The 19106-nt window shown below is 61.6% G+C and carries 14 protein-coding genes; 6 read left to right on the top strand and 8 right to left on the bottom strand.

Annotated features, from left to right (window positions below):
* Positions 1-352: 352 nt before the first annotated feature.
* The 7 genes from PV761_RS22660 to PV761_RS22630 all read right to left on the bottom strand — a co-directional run bounded on the left by PV761_RS22660 (position 353) and on the right by PV761_RS22630 (position 12569).
* Entirely contained in the window at positions 353-1612 is a 1260-nt protein-coding gene (locus tag PV761_RS22660; protein WP_347899820.1) for a hypothetical protein, read from the bottom strand.
* On the bottom strand, positions 1570-3150 hold the full coding sequence (locus PV761_RS22655) for an ATP-binding protein (protein WP_347899819.1): 1581 nt from the start codon (positions 3148-3150) through the stop codon (positions 1570-1572). Before PV761_RS22655 ends, PV761_RS22660 begins: the two co-directional genes overlap by 43 nt.
* 37 nt (positions 3151-3187) lie before the next feature.
* Complete coding sequence (locus tag PV761_RS22650; protein ID WP_347899818.1) at positions 3188-6385, bottom strand: type I restriction endonuclease subunit R; 3198 nt, start codon at positions 6383-6385, stop codon at positions 3188-3190.
* On the bottom strand, positions 6382-7410 hold the full coding sequence (locus PV761_RS22645; protein ID WP_347899817.1) for a PDDEXK nuclease domain-containing protein: 1029 nt from the start codon (positions 7408-7410) through the stop codon (positions 6382-6384). The genes PV761_RS22650 and PV761_RS22645 overlap by 4 nt, the downstream gene beginning before the upstream one ends.
* Before the next feature lie 337 nt (positions 7411-7747).
* On the bottom strand, positions 7748-8923 hold the full coding sequence (locus tag PV761_RS22640) for a restriction endonuclease subunit S (protein WP_347899816.1): 1176 nt from the start codon (positions 8921-8923) through the stop codon (positions 7748-7750).
* The gene (locus tag PV761_RS22635; RefSeq protein WP_347899815.1) at positions 8920-10536 is read right to left on the bottom strand and encodes a class I SAM-dependent DNA methyltransferase; all 1617 of its coding nucleotides are present in this window, start codon (positions 10534-10536) and stop codon (positions 8920-8922) included. The genes PV761_RS22640 and PV761_RS22635 overlap by 4 nt, the downstream gene beginning before the upstream one ends.
* Positions 10521-12569 (bottom strand): hypothetical protein, encoded by a 2049-nt coding sequence (locus tag PV761_RS22630; protein ID WP_347899814.1) that lies wholly within the window; start codon positions 12567-12569, stop codon positions 10521-10523. Before PV761_RS22630 ends, PV761_RS22635 begins: the two co-directional genes overlap by 16 nt.
* A gap of 267 nt (positions 12570-12836) precedes the next feature.
* On the opposite strand from PV761_RS22630, the gene PV761_RS22625 reads away from it, so the two are divergent.
* The 6 genes from PV761_RS22625 (at position 12837) to PV761_RS22600 (ending at position 18502) form a co-directional block, all read left to right on the top strand.
* The gene (locus tag PV761_RS22625; RefSeq protein ID WP_347899813.1) at positions 12837-13499 is read left to right on the top strand and encodes a hypothetical protein; all 663 of its coding nucleotides are present in this window, start codon (positions 12837-12839) and stop codon (positions 13497-13499) included.
* Positions 13500-13541: 42 nt separating this feature from the next.
* On the top strand, positions 13542-14189 hold the full coding sequence (locus PV761_RS22620) for a DUF4352 domain-containing protein (protein WP_347899812.1): 648 nt from the start codon (positions 13542-13544) through the stop codon (positions 14187-14189).
* A 181-nt stretch (positions 14190-14370) separates the two neighbouring features.
* On the top strand, positions 14371-15645 hold the full coding sequence (locus tag PV761_RS22615; RefSeq protein WP_347899811.1) for a hypothetical protein: 1275 nt from the start codon (positions 14371-14373) through the stop codon (positions 15643-15645).
* 50 nt (positions 15646-15695) lie between these two features.
* The gene (locus PV761_RS22610) at positions 15696-15956 is read left to right on the top strand and encodes a hypothetical protein (RefSeq protein WP_347899810.1); all 261 of its coding nucleotides are present in this window, start codon (positions 15696-15698) and stop codon (positions 15954-15956) included.
* A 179-nt stretch (positions 15957-16135) separates the two neighbouring features.
* Positions 16136-17593 carry an aldehyde dehydrogenase family protein gene (locus tag PV761_RS22605; protein ID WP_347899809.1) on the top strand — a complete coding sequence of 486 codons (1458 nt, stop codon included), beginning with the start codon at positions 16136-16138 and terminating at the stop codon, positions 17591-17593.
* An 81-nt stretch (positions 17594-17674) separates the two neighbouring features.
* Positions 17675-18502, top strand: coding sequence for a VOC family protein (locus PV761_RS22600; RefSeq protein ID WP_347899808.1), 828 nt, complete (start codon positions 17675-17677; stop codon positions 18500-18502).
* A gap of 23 nt (positions 18503-18525) precedes the next feature.
* Here the strand turns inward: PV761_RS22600 and PV761_RS22595 are convergent.
* The coding region (locus PV761_RS22595; protein ID WP_347899807.1) for an HNH endonuclease signature motif containing protein at positions 18526-19106 on the bottom strand (581 nt) is incomplete at its 5' end.

Genomic DNA, 19106 nt, shown 5'->3' with positions numbered 1-19106 from the left:
CACCAATGGGCACTTTTGCTGGCCATCAGTGGGCACTTATGTGGCCGCCTATGGGCAGTTTTTCACGGCCGCTAACAGCGGTGTTTGGCATGCTAGCCACGATCTCAAATGTTTGGTGCAGGTAATTGCTCAGTTAGAACGGTGGCACCTGAACCCCGGCAGGACGGTGAGAACGCCGAAAATTCGGGGTTTGCAAGGGTGAGCGATTGCTCAGATAGCTTGGTGTCTCACAGTTCTGCAGGTTTGAGCTTATAGGTACGCAAACTGTCACCGAACGGCCTCGCATGCAGTCGCATGCGGGGCCGTTCGGCCAATATATGGTGCGCCCATGAGGCCGAGCTCCGCTGGGCAGTTAGCGAGTCACGGATCGAATGTGTCGTTCGATCGCCCGCTTGTCCCCGGCTGATGGGAGTCTCATGTGTTGAATTTTGTTTCGAATCGGAAGAACTTCCGATTTTGCCATACTCCATTGTTTCGATGTGAGCCCTCCGACTCGCGAATTTTCGGAGATGTTGATTAGTAGATCCAGCAAATCGGACAAGTCGATCCACCTTGCGGGATTAGGTAGTGAACTCAGATCCGGAGCGGGTATTCCGTTCTCTGCGGTGAAGTTCCGTCGAATCTTTTCGGTGTGACCGGAGAGAAGATCTACCAAGGCTTCCTGGGTCGCAGCGGAGTCTGCTAGAAGCGCTCTGGCCGTTCTTTCGAAAGTAAAAAGCGCGGCAGCGATCTTTGTCCATTGTGGCGGGGCATCAAGAAAGCTGCGCTCTGCCAATTCGACGCAGGCCTTCGTGGTGGCATCAGAAACTCCAGGCAGGATCTCGAGGCAGTCGGTATGAAAATCAAGACTACCTAGCCCCGATGCGTGGAGAGTAGTGGCAACGTTCGCTGGAATTTCATCGTACGGCGTCTGGCGGTCTCCTCTCAGGAGAACTGCCGACTCCAGCCACGAGATGCTATCGGACCCGCATTGGATCATAGTCGCGGTGATGTGGTTCTTGAGACAGGCCACTGCGTCCTTACCGGTGGCCCTAGACAGGTCGGGGAAGCGATCGATTAGTTCGGCAGCCGGCCCGGGCATGCCTGCTGACAGCGAAACGAGTCGTCTGGCGTTTTCAGGTGTGCCGTAGTGAAGGAGTTGATCATATCGCCACCGTTCGCCTATGTACTGAACACAATCAGTCGCCAGGCTGGAACCGTCGATTGCCGGGAAGTGATTTTGAGGTGCATTGCTGGCGACTATCAATCGTGCACCGCGACCTAAATGCTGCATAACTGCTGGTCGTAACTGCCTCATCCAGGTTTTACCATGATTTATTGTCAGTAAAGTATCAAAATTTGCAACGATGAATATATCCGCCTCAAGTGATTCAATGGAATCAATATCAAGATCGTGGCTCGGCTGAATTTGAAGCCTAGAGCAGTCAATAACGTTGATAACGTGGTTCTCAATCTTGGAGGTTTCAAGATCTGCAAGAAAATTTTTCGTTTGGTTTAGTTTGGAACTATGCCAGAAAAGATGGCGCTTAACTTCGACCGCTTCGAGTAGGGGCCGGTACCATGGAATATTCAACGGTTCTTCGTCCTTAATTTTGATCCCAGCTGCGTCCAAGATGCCAGAACGATATCCGTTCCATTATCGACCAAGACCCCAAGATTTATTAGATTTGATAATTCGATCGAGAACTCGTCATCCAGTTCGCTGAAGTTGGGGAGTTCGATTCCAAGTTCGAGCACTGAAAGTTCATCAGGGTAAAAACGATTGAGGCTATCAATCATGCCATCGACGAGGCTAACGGCCGTTCGTCTCCATTGCCTAAAGCTTTCTTGAACGAGGTCTCCGGAAATTTCACGGCTGGCGATATCATTGGAAAGCTTTGCGGCCACGAAGCCTGAAAGCGATCTAGTGAGAAATACTTGGCCCCCCGTTGCTGTGTATACGCGGTTCAGGGCATCATGAGTCCAACGTGCGGCCATTCTGGAACCCAGCGCCTGGATCATGCGATCTGACTCAGTCCTAGAAATTTCAGCCATGAATGTTGGCTTGGCCCATGCGAATAGTGGGTTTTCCCTACCGTAAAGTGTTGGATACATGATGGGTGCTGTTGTGATGCCTGAGATAACTACGTTGAAGTTGTTGTTCTCCTGGACTAATGCGCGAAGGGCGCCAAAGAATTCAGGAACGCCCGTTTGAGTTTCCAAAGTTTGAGTCTCTGAACCCACTAGTGATTCGACTTCGTCGAGTGCTAGGACCACAGACTTCTGGGGGCCCAGGCCACGCCTGAGAGCCGCGCTAATAGCTTGTCGGAGGTCGCCTACGCTTGAGGCGGCCGATATAGCGGCCAACTCATGAGTCCGCATGCCATGTTTTCCGAAGGAGATCTTCAATTGATTTGCCACATCGGAAATGAGTTGAGGAATCTTTTGCTCTGTAGAGCTTGGCAGAACTTCAAGGTCCTGAAGCACATAAACGCTGTCTTGAGGGTCTCCCAAGACAAACAACCTGCCTAGTTCGCTCAAAAGACTTGTCTTCCCCGTTTTTCTTAGCCCAAATACTCCACAGACTCGTCCCGACCTTAGCTCTGTAACGAGCCCACGGAGAGTCTCATGTCGCCCAAAGAACTCGTCACCCGACACGGGTGTGGTTCTGTCGTATGGATTGTTTCTCGCGGAGGCTGTTACAATTCTGGCCAAAAGATCTTCAGCCGCTTGTTGCGGACTGCCGTTTGTGTTAAGCGTCAAAACTGAATAAGTCTCCCTGAACGTCCAGTCGTCGAGTTTTCGCTGCGCATAAATATCCTTGGTGTGCAACAAATAGATGGCATTATTACGAGGCCTATCGATCTCTTTGGATCTGATGGCGTCTATGGTCCGACTCTGTAGCTCATGGTAATGCGTGAAAGCGACATGGATTCCTGAGCTCAAACCAAGCATTAGTTGGAGTGGTGCATTGAGTTCCATCACTGCGTGCCAAACGCCAGACTGCTCATCCTTCCTGGCATACGAGTAGTCACAGCCGAGAATTTCCATTACGGAGCGGTGGAAATCTGCGGCCGGATAGTCCCTGCACATACGTTTGACGTACCGAAGAGTGTCATCGTTTCGCAATACGAAAGGTTCAGTTCGGAGTCGATCAATGAAGTCAGACATCAATACTTCCCTTTCCAGGTTTCGGTTTCCGTGAAGATCACGATACGTGCAACCGAGCCTCAGCAAACCGCGGAGCCATGGACTCCATCTGCTCCATGACCAACTTGATGGCCTCGGGCTGCTTGTCCGGCGGATAGCCGTTGAGGACCAAGAGCCGTTTGATCGATGAGCGCAGCTTGGCACGGACGTCGTCACGCACAGTCCAGTCGGTCCGTACGTCGCGGCGCATGACATTGACGAGCTGGCGCGCGATCTCGGCCAGTTTCCCGTCGCCCTGGACCGCCACGGCCGATTCGTTAGAAGCCACTGCATCGTAGAACGCGAGTTCGTCGGAGTTCAGCGGGGGAGTGAAATGGGCACCGCGGTTGCCTTCGGCGGCTACCTCACGCGCCAGCTCCACCAGCTCAGCGATGACCTCAGCGGAGGTTAGCTGCTGGTTGGTGTACTTCTTCATCAGCTCGGTGATCCGCTCAGAGAATGCCCTCTGCCGGATCACGTTATTGCGCGTGGACCCGGAGGACTCGTCCGCGATGAGCTTTCGAAGTGCCTCGATGGCTAGCTGTGGGTTGCGGGCCTTCTGCGTCCTTGCGATGAACTCCGGCGTCAGGTCATCCAGCGACGGCTTCGGCATGCCGGCGGCATCGTAGATATCCAGCACTTCGCCCGACGACGTCGCGTTGGCGATCAGCTGGCCCAGCAAGCGCTGGATCTCCTCTGGCACCGGCTCGCCGCTGGCCTGACGGTCGGCGGCGTCGTACTTGGCCATCCAGACGCGGATCTCCTCATACACCTGGATCTCCGGCCGCAGCTCCGCCAACGTCTCCGAACCGGAGCACAGCGCCCACGCGCGGGACAGCTGGCTGGAGAACTTCCGAAATTGAGAAGCAATCGACTCCTCGCCGCCCGCAGGCCGGTTGCCGGGCGTGCCAGGGTTACGCAGGTAACTGACGGCACCCGTGACGGCGTTCAGGAAGGCTTTGGGCCCGCCCTTCATCAGCACGGCCTTCCAGTCGTGGCCGGCCAGCAGGAAGCGCAAAGACTCGACGAGGGACACCGTCAGGCCAACAGCCTCGTCCACATTGCGGCCCACCGGCTTGTTTGCCCGGTCCGACTGCGTGTACTCGCCGAGCGCCTTGGCCAGGTTCTCCGCCAGCGGCGCGTACGCGACCAGCAGTCCGTCCTCTTTGCCGCGGAACGTGCGGTTCACGCGTGCCAGGGTCTGCATCAGCAACGCGCCCTTGAGTGGCCGGTCCAGATAGAGCGTGTGCAGGGGAGGGGAGTCGTAGCCGGTGAGCATCATGTCCTTGACGATCACCAACTCCAGCTCGTCGTCAACGTTCTTGAGCCGCTCCTTTACCTGGGCATTCAACGAATCCCGGCGCACATGATCGGACACCGGCGGCGCATCGGTCGCATCGCCCGAGTACACCACCTTGATCTTGCCCTTCGAAAGGTCGTCCGAATGCCAGTCGGGTCGAAGCTCCACAATCGCTGAATACAGCTTCGCGCAGATCTCCCGCGTTCCGCCCACGATCATCGCCTTGCCGGGCGCCTCGATGAATTTGCCCATCCGCTCGCGCCGGTTCTCCCAGTGCGCCACCAGGTCCTCGGCCAGCGCAGCGATCCGCTGCGGGGCACCATAGACGGCGTTTACGACGGCGACACTCGCCTCGAGGCGCGCCCGCTCAGTGTCGTCCAGGCCAACCGTGGCCTCGTCGGCGGCCTGGTCCAGGATCTCCTCGGTGACATCCGATGCCAGGCCCACTTTGATGAGCCGTGGTTCGAAGTAGACCGGCACCGTGGCTCCGTCTTCCACCGCGCGTGAGAGGTCGTAGATGTCGATGTAGTCGCCAAAGACGTCCTGGGTGTTGCGGTCGTCAAAGGAAATGGGTGTGCCCGTGAACGCGATCAGGGTCGCATGCGGCAGGGCATCACGGAGGTGCCGCGCGTAGCCGTCCAGATCGTCGTAGTGCGACCGGTGCGCCTCATCCACCACCACGATGATGTTGCGCCGGTCGGACAAAAGCGGGTGGTCCGCGCCGGCGTCCTTTTCGGATTTGCTGCGGCCGAACTTCTGCAGCGTGGTGAAGTAGATGCCGCCCGTGGTCCGGTTGCTCAGCTCGTCCCGCAGTTCGGAGCGCCTCTTGATTTGCTTGGGCGACTCCGCCAGAAGCAGGCTCCGGTCGAAGCCCTCAAACAGCTGGCCGTCCAGCTCGTTCCGATCGGTGATCACCACCACCGTGGGGTTCTTCAGCTTGGGCTGCCGCGCCACCATGTTGGCGTACAACTCCATCTCCATGGACTTGCCCGAACCCTGGGTGTGCCACACAACGCCGGCCTTGCCGTTGCTCTCCACCGCTTGGATGGTGCTGGCCACCGCTTTGGTGACAGCGTAGTACTGGTGTGGCTTGGCGATGCGTTTGGCCAACCCGCCCGAGCCCTGATCGAAGGCAGTGAAGTTGCGGGTCAGCTGCAGGAAGCGTTCCTGGTTGTAGAGGCCGTCCAGTGCCGTGTCCAGGGCAGTGACGGCGTCGCCGTCGACCATCAGGCCCTGCGGAACCGGCACACCGTCGTCGTCCACGTTCCACGGTGAGAAGTGGTTGAAGGGGGTGAACGGCGTTCCGTACCTGGCCTGGATGCCGTCCGAGGCGAGCGTGAACACGCAGAAGCGGAAGGCCATCGGGAATTCGCGGAGGTAGGTTTGAAGCTGCGCGTGGGCGCCGGGAAGGTCGGCGTGGGCGTTGCCGGCCTTTTTGAGTTCGATGACGCTGACGGGCATGCCGTTGCAGTAGAGGACGATGTCGAAGCGGCGTTTGTAGTCGCCCTCCACGAGGGTCACCTGGTTTACTGCAAGCCAGTCGTTTTGGTCCGGTTCCTGGCTGATGATCCGGATGGTGGGGTTGGCTTCGTAGCCGTCGGAGTCGATGTAGGACAGCCGGTAGCCGTCCACCAGGCAGTCGTGGATCCGGTGGTTCTCGGCCATGGCGTCGTTTGACTTGGGCGACGCGATTTCCGCCAGGGCCTGCTGCAGGTACTGGACCGGGACGGTGGGGTTGAGCCGCCGCAGGGCTTCGAGCAGCCGTGGCCGGATGAGCAGCTCAGCCCAGGAGTCGCGTTCCCCGGAACCTGGTGCGATCGCCTGGCCCTCGAGCGGCTTCCAGTCCAGTTCGCCGAGCCGCTCCTTCGCGGCGCCTTCCCAATCGGCTTCGGAAAAGGCTACTGCTGGTGCTGTCACGGTGATTCCCCCTGGTTGACCGGATCTTGTGATGATAGGTCCTGTGAAAGTTCGGCTTCGAGTTCTTCGATGCTGGGCAGCGTGGAGGCGAATTCCTCCGGCAGCGATTCCACGATTTCTGTCTTCCACTCTGAGACGCCGATGGGCATCTGTGTGGTCCGGAGCGCGTACTCGGCCACCACGTTGTTCTTGGATTTGCAGAGCAGCAGGCCGATGGTCGGTTTGTCCTCCGGGTGGGCCAGGAGGTCGTCAACGGCAGCCATGTACATTCCGATTTGACCGAGGTAGCCGGGATCGAACTTCGTGGCCTTCAACTCGATGACCACGTAGGCGCGCAGTTTCAGGTGGTAGAAGAGGAGGTCGGCGAAGAATTCGTCGCCGCCGATCACCAGGCGCACCTGTTCACCGACGAAGGCGAAGCCCTGGCCGAGCTCCAGAAGGAACTTCTCAACGTGCTTGATGAGCTGGTGTTCCAGCTCACGTTCGTTGCGTTTGTCCGTCATGGTGACGAAGTCGAAGATATAGGGGTCTTTGGTGAGGTGATCGGCGAGATCAGAGTCCGACGGCGGCAGCGTCGCCTTAAAGTTGTTGATGGACTTACCGGTGCGCGTGTGTAGCTTGCTTTCGATTTGGTGGACCAGAACGTTGCGGGACCAACCATGTTCGACGGCGGCGGATGCGTACCAGAGGCGGGGTTCGGGCTCGGTGAGCTTCTGAATGAGGGCTATGTGGTGATACCAGGGCAATTGTGAAAGCGGCGCTTTCACAATTGCCTGCTCGTCCCACGTGGCTGCAAGAGCACGCATGAACATCAGATTCCGGGGCGAGAACCCTTTGGATTCAGGAAAGCGTTCCCTAAGATCCGCAGCAAGACGCGTGGTGACTTTCGTCCCCCAGCCCTCCTCTCCCTGGCGGATAAGGATGTCGCGACCGATGGCCCAATATGTGGCGACCAGTTCTTGATTGGCGGCGGCTACGGCGCGGGCTCGGCCCAGCACAACTTGCTGGGAGACGGCGTCGAGCAATTCCGGATACCACGCCGGCATGGTGCTTTTCGCGGGGGTCCCGGGAAATGACGCGCCATCGGCATGCTTGCGTGTTCCGGGCCCGATGTCCCTCTTGATAGGTTCTGTGGGGTTCTGCTTACTTGGTGTCGACATGGGTGCCCCTCGGGTGATCGGTTTGCTTGCCCTGAAGGTACCGAAGGGGACAGACATTGTGAGGGAGCTTAAGGGGTCGTTCGAGCAGCCCGGAGACCGAACTGTGCAACGCGTTGCATCATTGCAGAATGGGCGGGTGCCAATAGGGCAGCGGGCTGCTGCACAATTGACGGCCGCCTCAGTTGTTGCAGCGCGTTGCACTTCACACCCCGGCCTTCTCCAGGACTGCTTCCGCGTTCTTGACCCGGAGCCTGCCGGACATGAGCTGGGGGAGTAGGGCGTCGCGGACGGAGGCAAGAGTTCGGTTCTCGGTGAGTAGTGACTCAACCGAGCTTCGTACCGCCGCGACCCTGGCGCTGAACTCCTTCGCTTCGGTAAGTCCTGGCCACCGTACTTCAATCGATGCGAGGTCCTTCCAGCTGGTGCGAGGCATTCGAGTGCCTTCACTGGCTGCAGTTGCTCTTTCGACCACGAAATCGCTCGCGAGGCTGGCAAGCGTGTAGCCGGCTAGCTCTCGGTTTGAAGGATTGAGAACCAGTATGTCCGTGGAACAGACACCGTCATAGGGTGCGACGACCACTTTATGGAAATAGGGGCGGAGCTTTCCAAAGAGGATGTCTCCGTGCTGGAACTTGGCCTTCGTGCTCGTAACGGATTCGGCAGTGCCGGAAGAGCTGGCCCACATGGATCGGCGGGGCAAATGCTCAAGGCCCAAGTAATTCGACGCGGGATCGAGGGTGCTTGGTTCGGCTAGTTCTTTTCTGTTCACTACGAGCTCGCTCACCGGTACAGTTTCTTCCGCCGACGCGGTGATGCCCGCCAGACACGCGCGGACCCATCCATCAGCTGTGGCGGCGATCTTGGTATTGGCGGCGATCTTGTCGTCGAAGGCGCCCAGTACCTCCCCAATAGCCTCCTGCTCCAGCAAAGAAGGGAGCGGGAACGTCATTGACTTTGCTGATCCAACGTTGAAGTGCTGTTGCACAGCACCCACGAGTTGCGAGTTAATGAAGTGTGAACCGGCGCTGTTCATGTAGTAGCTAAGCCAACGGGCGTTGAGCGATGTACCGGGTCGGGTGATTACTAGGTCCGAGCAATTGGCATCACTGAGGAATTCGGGAACTACGGATGTGGTGCCTGGCTTGCCCGTTCTGACAGTTATGACGTCCCCGGGACGGAGTCGAGATTTCGTCAGGGTTGCGTGAAACTCTGGGGAGATGAATTTGATGTCATTCAAATCGACGGCGTGCTGAACGACGTTTTGCGAACGCAGAAATGGAACGCCGGACTCTTGGTAATGCATTGCCATTGGCCCAACATGGCCGACCGTTACTTCATCTGCTACGTCACCCAATGTGACTATTGGCCAGTCGTTCACGAAACCCTCCCCAACTGCTCGCGCACGACAGCCGCCAGCCGCTCTGACTCCTCAAACTGAGCAAACAGTTCCTTCGACAGTCGCGCGATCTTCTCCTCGATCGGCTCGCCGTCGTCCTGCACATCGGCGGCACCAACGTACCGGCCGGGCGTCAGCGCATAGTCGGCTGCCTTGATTTCCGCGAGGGTGGCCGAATAGCAGAAGCCGGCCTCGTCGTCGTACTCCAACCCGGCGTCAGCAGCGGAAGCGGAGCCGCGCCAGGCGTGGAAGGTGTTGGCGATCTTGGCGATGTCCTCGTCGGAGAGCGCGCGCTCGGCGCGGTCCACCATGTAGCCGAGGTTCCGGGCATCGATGAAGAGCACCTCCCCGGTCCGGTCCACAGAGCCGCGGGGACCGGCGGTCTTGTCCTTGGCGAAGAACCACGTGCACACAGGGATGCCGGTGCTGCGGAACAGCTGGGTGGGCAGCGCAACCATGCAGGAGACGAGGTCGGCCTCCACAATCTGGGCGCGGATATCGCCCTCGCCGCCGGAGTTGGAGGACATGGAACCGTTGGCCATCACCACGCCGGCCGAACCACCCGGCGCCAGCTTGGAAATAACGTGCTGGATCCAGGCGTAGTTGGCGTTGCCGGCAGGCGGCACGCCATACTTCCAGCGGGGGTCGGACTCGGAGCGGGCCCAGTCCTTAATGTTGAAGGGCGGGTTGGCCATGATGTAGTCGGCCTGCATGTCCGGGTGCTGGTCCCGGGCGAAGGTGTCGCCCCAGCGGGACGCGAGGTTGGCGTTCAGGCCGTGGATGGCCAGGTTCATCTTGGCCATTCGCCAGGTGCGCTCGTTGAGCTCCTGGCCGTAGACCGAAATCGCCGTGCGGTCTTCGTTGTGTGCGTCCAGGAACTTCTCGGTCTGCACGAACATGCCGCCCGAGCCGCAGGCGGGATCGTAGATGCGGCCACTGTGCGGTTCAAGAACCTCCACGAGGACGCGCACCACGCCGGCCGGGGTATAGAACTCGCCGCCGCGTTTGCCCTCGGCCTTGGCGAACTTCTCCAGGAAGTACTCGTAGACCTCGCCGAGCAAGTCGCGGGCCTTACTGGCGCCCTGGCCGGTGAATCGCGCCGAGTTGAACAGGTCCAGCAGCTCGCCCAGGCGGCGCTGGTCCACGTTGTCACGGTTATAGATCCGGGGGAGCGTGGCGGCCAGGGACTTGTTGTCCGCCATGATGAGCTCCATGGCTTCATCAATCAGCAGCCCGACGGACTTCGGCGCCGCGCCGTCTACCGCGTCCAGGCCCTTGGCATTCTCCGCCAAGTAGGTCCATCGTGCGAGGGGCGACACCCAGAACACGCCACGGCCCGTGTACTCGTCCACGTCGTCGATCAGCTGGGCGATCTGCTCCTCGTTGAGCCCGTCCGCCTCCAGCTCAGCCTGGATCTGCGCCCGCCGTTCTTCGAACGCGTCCGACACATACTTCAGGAACACCAGCCCCAGGATCACGTCCTTGTACTGCGAGGCATCCATCGAGCCGCGAAGCTTGTCCGCCGCCTTCCAGAGCGTGTCCTTGAGTTCCTTCATGGTGGACGGGGCGAGGTCCACCTTCATTTTCGGGGGCATGATGCTGTTCCTTCGTTTGGTGCGGCGTTGGAAATGGGGTCTGTCAGGGTAAGGCTTCCGCCCGCTACGCCGTCCGTAATCAGGGTAGCGAGTTCTTCCAGTCGTTCGAGACGTTGGCGGGCTTGGGCCTGCTCGTGTTGCAGGGTCTCTAATGCGTTGGCGAGCGGGTTTCGTTGGGCTTCAGGTGCGCGGCGCAGCCGCCAGTTCCGCCAAGTCTTATCCGCATCGCTGCGGCCGTTGATGTCACGGACGACGACGGCGGGCAGCAAACCGCCCGGGTCACCGGCGTCGACCCTCAGGATCCGGGCAGGAAAAACGACGACGGCGCCGCCCTCCGTGTCGACCATTGCGGCGGGCTTGGGGCTGGTACAGAAAACAACGTCGCCCGGCTCAGTGAGCCGACCCGCCGGATATTTGGCGGCGAACTCCAGGAGGGTGATGAACCGCGGTTGGTGATTGTGTGGATCCATCAGTTCGTCGCGGCCCAGGATCCTGCTGCCAGCTTGCAGGTTCATGTCCGTCTCCTCGAGCCTGATGCCTTTGAGGTACTTGATGTTCCCGGCGGTGATGAGTTCTTGAACGGTGGCCGATGGCATCCCTGCTGCGGTCGCGGCCGGCTGAACGTTTGGAAGAGCTGGCGGATGCGACGCCGTAGAGGACAGGAGGCGGACGAGTTCCTCGATCCGCAGCGCCGCCTCGGCACCGCGTGCCGCCGTCGTACTTTTCGTGGCGGGGACGCTGACGAGGGCACCCCTGCCGGCCAGAAGCACACGCGTCTGCACGAGGCGGGCGAACCGGAAGGAGTGCGCGCGGATGATGGCACGGCTGCCCATGGACGCGACGACGTCGCTGATCAGGTCCTGGCTGACCGCGGTGGTGAGTGGGGTGGTGCTCAGGTCCGCCACCATGGTCCATCGGTCGGCGATGGGCACCTCTGCAAAGGACGGCCCGAGCACCCACATCGCTTGGGGTTCGCGCGGCTTGGCGCGCAGCAGGCCCGGCTGCAGCCTGACGATGGCGCGGACCCTGCCGGACCGCAGGAGGTCCGAGCGGAGGTTGCCGTCGTCTCCATCCAGGGCGTCGCACAGGACGCGGGCGGGAGCTATGACCACCGCCCGCTGTGCGTCGTCCATCTGCAGCACGATGTTCTCGATGCCCAGCAGGATGCCGCTGGTGTTCAGGGACGGGTCGCCCGGGGCCGGGTATTGCGCCACGTGAACCGCGGGACCGCTGACTGCGAATGCGCCCTTGGCGTCCACCTTCACCGGCTCGCTGTCCGTGCCATGTACGGCCAGCCGCCGGCGCGCCAGCCGGGACGCGTGGCCGTGGTGGTCTGCCGCCAGGAGCGTGATGGGCTGGGACTCGCCGAACCGCTCCACGATGCCGAGCATGACGTCGCTGCCGCCCGGCGTCGAGTCGACGATGACGGTCCTGCCGTCAAGCGTGGAAGCCAGCTCCATCGCGGCCGCCCCTACTAGCGTCAGCGCCGCCTCAGTCAGTGCCGTGTCTGACTGCTCGCGCAGCCCGTCCTTGAACCGGTGGGCAAGCAGCTTTTCGAAAGCGGCGGGGGCGCTGAACGCGCTGTCCGCCAGCCTGTCGGCGAAGCTTGCCAGCCCGGCCAGTGCGGAGCCGAGGGCCTCGAGCTCGTTGTAGAGGAACACATCGTCCGGGTCGGCTTCATCGGCCGCATCCAGGATTTCTGCGGCTGTACTTTGTGCAAGGGCCTGGCCCGTAATGACTTTCAGGGCGAGGAGCGAAGTGAGGCCGTCGAACGTCAGCCGGCTGTTCCTGAGGGCTGTTGTCGGTTCGGCTAGTTTGGCGAAAACCGCGACGTCGTTCCGCGCCTCCGGGTTGTTGCCCCGGCCGGTGGCCTGGAGCCACGCGGTGACGTGGCCGGCGTCGAACATCTCGATGCCGTTGATTCGTTCTGCCGCCGCCGGGAAAGGAAGCGGACCTCCGCTGCTGCGCTTGCGCCACATGGACACCACCGGCCGCTGCACCTGGGCGAGCGAGGCGACATCCGAGAGCGTCATGCGCAAAGTCTGTGTTGAAGCTTCCAAGGCTGCCCCCTTCAGTCGTGATGGTCCCACCAGCCTATTGGTCTGGAGCGACATTCCTTGTCTTTGACTGATAACCCGGGTTATCAGCCATGCAACACCCAGCGGTCCCTTGGTGACCGTAGGTTCGTGCTGCAGCCAAGAAGGAATCTTCCGGAGCTGCGGCGGCGGCGGGGAACCGCGTATTGGGGGATCAGTATCCCGCCGCCGTTTAGCGGTTATCCACGAACAGAGGAAGAGAACATGCTGAACACAGACGACGCCGGCACACCGCTGCCGGAAACGGCGGAACCTTCGGAGCTCGAGACACGCTCGGAGGCCAACGCGCCGAAACGCAGCAGGAAGAAGCGCATCCTTATGGCGACGGCCGCCGTCGTCCTTCTTGGAAGCGGTATTGCCTTCGGCACTGTACTTCCCGACCCGAAGACGAGTGAGGCCTATACCGCCCTGGCTGGCGAGAAATCGACAGTCGAGACTGAGCGGGATGCGGCACTCTCCAGCTATGCATCACTGAAGGGTAAGTACGACACCCTTCAGAACGGCATTTCCTCCCGCGAAGCCAAAGTCTCCACCCGGGAAACCGAGGTAGGTAAAGCCGATGCCGCGGTCAAGTCTGCTGAGGCTGCGGTGAAAGCCCGCGAGGAGGCCGTGACCGGGGCCGAGAAGACCAAGGCCGCCAACACCATCAGCGACGGCACATGGACCGTGGGTACCGACATCGCGCCCGGAACGTACCGGGCCACCACCGACGTCGGTTCCTCCTGCTACTGGGGCGTTTACGCCACCGGAAGCAACGGAAGCAACATCATCGACAACGATCTCCCGGGCGGCGGACGGCCCTCTGTTGCCCTGTCCGCAGGCCAGGATTTCAAATCCAGCCGCTGCGGCAAATGGGAAAAGCAGTAACACCGCAGCACCAACCACAACGCACTCTCGGAAGGCACCACCATGACACACCAGAACTTTGATTCAGTTCCGTCCACGCCGGTTGCGGCCCCGGCTAAGCGCCCGTTCTATAAGAAGAAGCGCTTTGTGATTCCTGCCGGCGTCCTGCTGCTCGGTATGGTGATGGGCTCCTGCTCCAGCGGCGGCAAGCCCGTGGCTGACTCCAGTCCTATCGCTTCGGCCGCTGCCTCCGCGGCGCCGGCTGAGCCCGCGGCGCAGGCGGCGGCAGCACCGCCGTCGGCCGCCCCCGCCGCACCGGCGGCTCCGGCGGTGGGGACACCCTTCGCGGTGAAGATGAAGAACGGCAATGTCGCCAGGATCACCATTGTTTCCGCTGTCCGTACGGACGCGGTGACCACGAATTCCTTTGCAACGCCGCCGAAGAACGGGACTTACCTGCTCCTGGACGTGCTGTGGGAGACGGAGGCTGGTAAGACGAGCTCCAACCCACTCTATTTCTCTGCTAAGGATGCCAACGGGCGTAAGGCAGACATTAGCCTGTTCGCAGACAACCAGCTGGGCTCGGGAGAGGTTCTGCCCGGCGACAAGGCACGAGGTAACATCGCTTTCGATATTGCTCCGGGGGCTGCCATCGTCATGATTTCCGATCCGCTTCTGCAGGAGGCTGCCCGGATCCAGATTCCGGGATAAGCTCCTCCCGTGCGGTCTGTCCGGCCGAGGTCCGTGCAGCGCGGCGAGCAGGATCTTGCCGCATCATGCGGGTCACTGATGACTACGCGGCAAGGGAGCCCTCGGCTCCTTTGCCGCGAACCGAATTGCAACGTTGATAAAAGGCTCAGGGTTGAGCCTGTGGTTAGAGGGGGCAACGTAAATGACCGAGAGTGAAGCTGTCACGCTGGAGACACAGCTGGATGACGAGGAGGCCAACTCAGACATCGCGAAGGCGGTCAGTGCCCGTCACTCAATCGCACGCAAGTACGTCATGCGGATTCGTCGCCGGCGTCCGGAGGCGACACCCGCGGACGTGGTCAGGTTGCTCGAACGTCACTACAGCACGTCGATCACGGCCGCAGGCGCCGCGATCACCGCCGGGTCGATCGCGGCTGAGGTGGGAATCTCGTTGATTCCGGGTGGCAGCGTCGCGGCAACCGGATTGAAGACGGCTGGGAAACAGGCGGCTAAGAAGACTGTGCAGGTAACGGCCAAGGAGGCGGCCAAGGTGGCCGCGAAGAACATGGCCATAGGGGCGGCGAAAACGGGTGCTCACCGTGTGGCCGCGCTTCTCCCTGCAGGGGACCAGCAGCTTCAATTCGAGCTCACGGCAATTTTTGGGCTTGCCTTGGCCGACATCCACGGGAAGGCCCTGGACCAGGACCAGGCCCATGCTTTGGTCTACGGGCTGACCAACGACCGGGTGAGCCAGGAACAAATTGCCACCATGGCCAAGGACGTGGCGGAGACTTCCCCTGAAGGTGTAGTGGGCGTTGGCCACAAATTCGCGGCCGCCAGCGGTGACTGGTCTCACTGGGCGACAACCTTGGCAGATACCCTGCCCAGCGGGGCCGCGCAAAGCCTCGTCCGGACCATCCAAACGGGCCAGCTGGACACCGTGCGGGAAACCCTAAACGGAAAACAGCAGACGGCGATCGAATATGGAGTGGGTGCACTCACTGGAGGTGTGAGCCGTTTCGTATTTGGCCGAGACGTCGTTGAGTCCGCCCGTAAAGCATTCCCCGAGGCTCCGGAGGAGTTCCCGGCACACCTGGCTCTGCAGGACAAGTCCTTGGATGCCGATGACCGGGAATCGGAGCCCAACCGGGCCCTTGCAGCTCTGGAGGATGCTGCGAAATCCACAGGAACTTGGATATCAGGGACGGCCAGTGCTGTTGGCGGGGGAGTGGTGAAGGGCGCCTCCACCGCGGGATCCGGCGTAGCGAACGCCGCCGCCACAGTCACGCGGCCCTTCCGGAGTGTCGACATCGACGGTGACGGTGTCCCCGATGCGCCGCAGGCATTCGTAGCGGTCAAAGGTCTTGGGGGTGCTCTGGCCGGTGCCACCGGTGCAGCGACTGGAAGAGTGGCTGGTTTGTTCAAGTCACGAAAGCGAGACGTGGCTGACGAGCTGGAGACGGCACCTGCAGAATGAATTCAGACGCCTACAGTGCAGAACTGGCAGCGGCCATGGAAGCTGGCTTTATGGAGAACCCCAACACAGGTGAGAACTGCCACGGCCTTGCCGACGCGTACATGGCTTCTCTGGCCGAGAGCTCTTTATCTGAGGACATAGAGGGGCGCCAGGAGTACAACCGCTTGGTCGCGTGGTCCCTGGAGGAGAGCAATGCGTCGCCGGGAGAAGTCGTGAGGACTTTCAATTACATTCGCGTTAAGGCGGTTCGGGTGGCCATGAAAGTCGCCCAGAGGCGCGGTGAGGTGGGCCAGCACGAGTTCCTTCTTTAAGGCACAGGTCCTCAAGGAGAAAGCGCTTTGACAACCAGCCAGCAGCCAGCTGACGCCATGCCGTGACGGCAGGTCTAGTGGTCCGGTCGCCGGGGGAGTAGCCTCGTTGTCTGGCCATCCGTGCCTCCGACTGCGGCGGTTTTCGGCGTGCAGGTGCGCCACACCGTGAGGAGACGGGCATGACTAGCGCGGCGCAGGCGACGGAAGCGGGGAACTTTGTCGACGGCGAGCTCATCGCCGATTCCGAAGGGAGCGTGTCGCGGTCGCCCGCGGACGGGACCGCTCTTGGGACCTATACGGAAGCCGATACGACGCAGGTGCAGGGCGCCCTTTCAGGCGCCCGCAGGGCATTTGACGAGACTGACTGGGCATTCGACAGGCAGCTCCGGCACAAAGTGCTCAATCAGCTCGCCGACCGTATTGAGGCTCGCAGCCAGGAGTTAGCGAAGATGCTCTCGCGGGAGAACGGAAAGCTCGTCGGGGAGGCCCAAGGCGAGGTAGGAAGCGCGCCTGCGACGCTCCGCTATTGCGCCGCCCTCGCCCTGACCTCAACCGGGCGCGCGGCGGAGGTCCGGGCGGGCTTACACATGTCCTCGGTGCCTGAACCGATCGGCGTTGCCGGGGTGATCGTGCCGTGGAATTCGCCGGTCATCCTCTCGGTCCGATCATTTGCCCCGGCGCTCTCCGCCGGCTGCACCGCCGTGGTGAAGATGCCCTCCCAGACAGGACTCGTGAATGGCATTCTCCATGAGATCTATGCCGACACGCCCGGTCTACCGCCCGGTGTCCTCAGCTCACTTACCGAGTCCGGTGACCTGCTTGCACTGGAGCTTGGCACGTCGCCGCTCGTCGGTGTCCTCTCATACACCGGGAGTACCCGCGTAGGCCGTGAGATCATGGCGGGCGCCGCCCCCACGCTCAAACGGGTCTTGCTCGAGCTCGGCGGAAAGACACCCATGATCGTCTTTGACGACGCCGATCTCGACACGGCCGTGCCGGTTCTGACGAAGGGCGTAACGGTCTTTGCCGGACAGTTCTGCATGACGGGCAGCCGGGTCCTCGCGCAGCGCGGCGTCAGCGGGCAGCTTCGGGAACGGCTCACCGCGGCCCTCGAAGCCGTCGTGGTGGGCCCCGGCGACGATCCAACCAGCGACATGGGCCCGATGATCGACGCGGCCAGCGCCAGCCGTGTCGACGGGTTAGTACGCAGAGCGATCGGCTCTGGAGCGAGGCCGCTTGTCCGTGGCGGCCTCCTTGCCGATGGCAGCGCCTTCTACCGCCCGAGTCTCCTTGAGGTCCACAGTGTGGAGAGCGATATCGTCCAAGAGGAGGTCTTTGGCCCCGTGGCGACGTTTGAAGTCTTCGACAACGAGGACGACGCAGTCGCCTTGGCCAATGGCACGCGCTACGGGCTCTCCGCCGCCGTCTGGAGCCGGGACGTTGACCGACCCCTTCGCGTGGCGCGACGACTCAATGCCGGAACAGTGTGGACCAACTCCTGGATCGTCATGGCCGACCAGTTCGAGGAAGGCGGGTTCAAACAAAGCGGGTTGGGCCGGCTCAGGGGACCGCGAGCCCTCGAGGAGTTCCAGGAGTACAAGACTTACGTCCACCCTGTCCGATTGGGCGGGGGCTGAGCCCGGCACGGATTGACGTGTACTGGGGTACCCGCCAGGATCCCGGCTCGCTAGGCTTGGCCCCATGAACCGGAGCCAGACATGACCGATCGGACCTACCCCCACGGCGTCCCAAGTTGGATCGATACGGAGCAGCCTGACGTCGAGGCGGCCGTCGGGTTCTACTCCGGACTCTTCGGCTGGACATTCGAGGATGTCATGCCGCCGGGATCGCCTGGCCGCTACCTGATAGCTAAGCTCGACGGCCAGGACGTCGGCGGGATGGCCGGCTCCCAAGGGGATGCCGCGGAGTGGAACACCTACGTAGCGGTCGAGGACGCGGACGCCGCTTTGCAGCATCTGGTCGCCGCCGGTGCCACGGTGCTATCGGCGCCTGCAGATGCCGGAGAAGGCGGACGCAGTGCTGCGCTGACCGATCCGGAGGGCACCGAGTTTCGCATCTGGCAGGCTAAGCGACGCTTAGGGGCACAAGTGGTAAATCTGCCAGGGGCCTGGAATTTCAGCGACCTCCACACGGCCAACCGCGGCGTGGCCGTTGCGTTCTACGAGGAGGCGTTCGGCTGGCAGGTCGACGACTTGGGCTTCGCGATGATGGTCCGCCAGCCAGGCTATGGTGACCACCTTGAGGCGACAGCCGATCCGGACATCAGGGCGAGGCAGTCAGGGCTGGTCGCCCCGCCCGGCTTCGAGGACGCCATCGCCTGGATCGCAACCAAAGGCCCCGACGAACCACCCCACTGGCACGTCTCATTCACCGTTGCCGACCGGGACCGGACGGCGGTTGAGGCCGAACGACTCGGCGGGCACGTCATGAGCCAGAACGAAACCAAGTGGACGCGCGAGGCGCTAATCCAAGACCCTCAAGGAGCAGTGTTTACTGCAAGCCAGTTCACGCCACCTGCGGTCTGACGGATCCTGCAGCGCGCTGCTGATTAGACGCCCTGCAGGAGTAACGCCTCCGGAAGGAAATCGTCCAGGGGGTCTGCCCAGGGCTGGTGGTCAACGTCCGCGTCTGCGGCTAGGAATTCGTGCCCGGGCGTGAAGAGGTGCCATTCCGGGAAGGGGTCCGGGGGTAGCTCGGGTTCGGGGTGGGGTCCTGGATCTGCGGGTGGTCCCGGGTCCGGGTATGCGTCTTGGAGCACGATGTGGTCCGGCCGGTGGGGTGGTTCCCAGTCCTGGTGTTCGCTGGGGTAGTGCCGCCCTCCCGGTGAGGTCCATCCCGGCGGGCTGTTCTTGCCGGCTCCGGTTGGTGTCCAGGCGGTGCGGTGTTTGAGGCGGTGGTGCCGGGGGCAGGGCTGGCCGAGGTTGGAGATTCCGGTGGTGCCGCCGTCGGCCCAGGCCAGGAGGTGGTCTGCGTCGTTGTCCAGGGAGTGGTTGCTGCAGCCGGGGAAGGGGCATTTGCCGTCGCGGAGCCGGAGCCAGCGGCGCTGGGCCGTCGTGAGGCGGTAGCTGGTCCGGCCGATTTCCAGCGGTGCGCCGTCACGCGGGTCGATCAGGACGCGGTGGAAGGAAT

This window comes from Arthrobacter sp. CC3, from assembly GCF_039907775.1.
Taxonomy (GTDB): Bacteria; Actinomycetota; Actinomycetes; order Actinomycetales; family Micrococcaceae; genus Arthrobacter.
The sequence above is the reverse complement of the archived record's forward strand: the minus strand, read 5'-3'. Positions and strand labels throughout refer to the sequence as shown.

Excerpts from the sequence above, each read along its gene's own strand:
- PV761_RS22655 (WP_347899819.1), bottom strand. The coding sequence starts at position 3,150 with ATGTCTGACTTCATTGATCGACTCCGAACTGAACCTTTCGTATTGCGA.
- PV761_RS22635 (WP_347899815.1), bottom strand. The coding sequence starts at position 10,536 with ATGCCCCCGAAAATGAAGGTGGACCTCGCCCCGTCCACCATGAAGGAA.
- PV761_RS22630 (WP_347899814.1), bottom strand. The coding sequence starts at position 12,569 with ATGACGCTCTCGGATGTCGCCTCGCTCGCCCAGGTGCAGCGGCCGGTG.
- PV761_RS22625 (WP_347899813.1), top strand. The coding sequence starts at position 12,837 with ATGCTGAACACAGACGACGCCGGCACACCGCTGCCGGAAACGGCGGAA.
- PV761_RS22620 (WP_347899812.1), top strand. The coding sequence starts at position 13,542 with ATGACACACCAGAACTTTGATTCAGTTCCGTCCACGCCGGTTGCGGCC.
- PV761_RS22615 (WP_347899811.1), top strand. The coding sequence starts at position 14,371 with ATGACCGAGAGTGAAGCTGTCACGCTGGAGACACAGCTGGATGACGAG.
- PV761_RS22610 (WP_347899810.1), top strand. The coding sequence starts at position 15,696 with ATGGAGAACCCCAACACAGGTGAGAACTGCCACGGCCTTGCCGACGCG.
- PV761_RS22605 (WP_347899809.1), top strand. The coding sequence starts at position 16,136 with ATGACTAGCGCGGCGCAGGCGACGGAAGCGGGGAACTTTGTCGACGGC.
- PV761_RS22600 (WP_347899808.1), top strand. The coding sequence starts at position 17,675 with ATGACCGATCGGACCTACCCCCACGGCGTCCCAAGTTGGATCGATACG.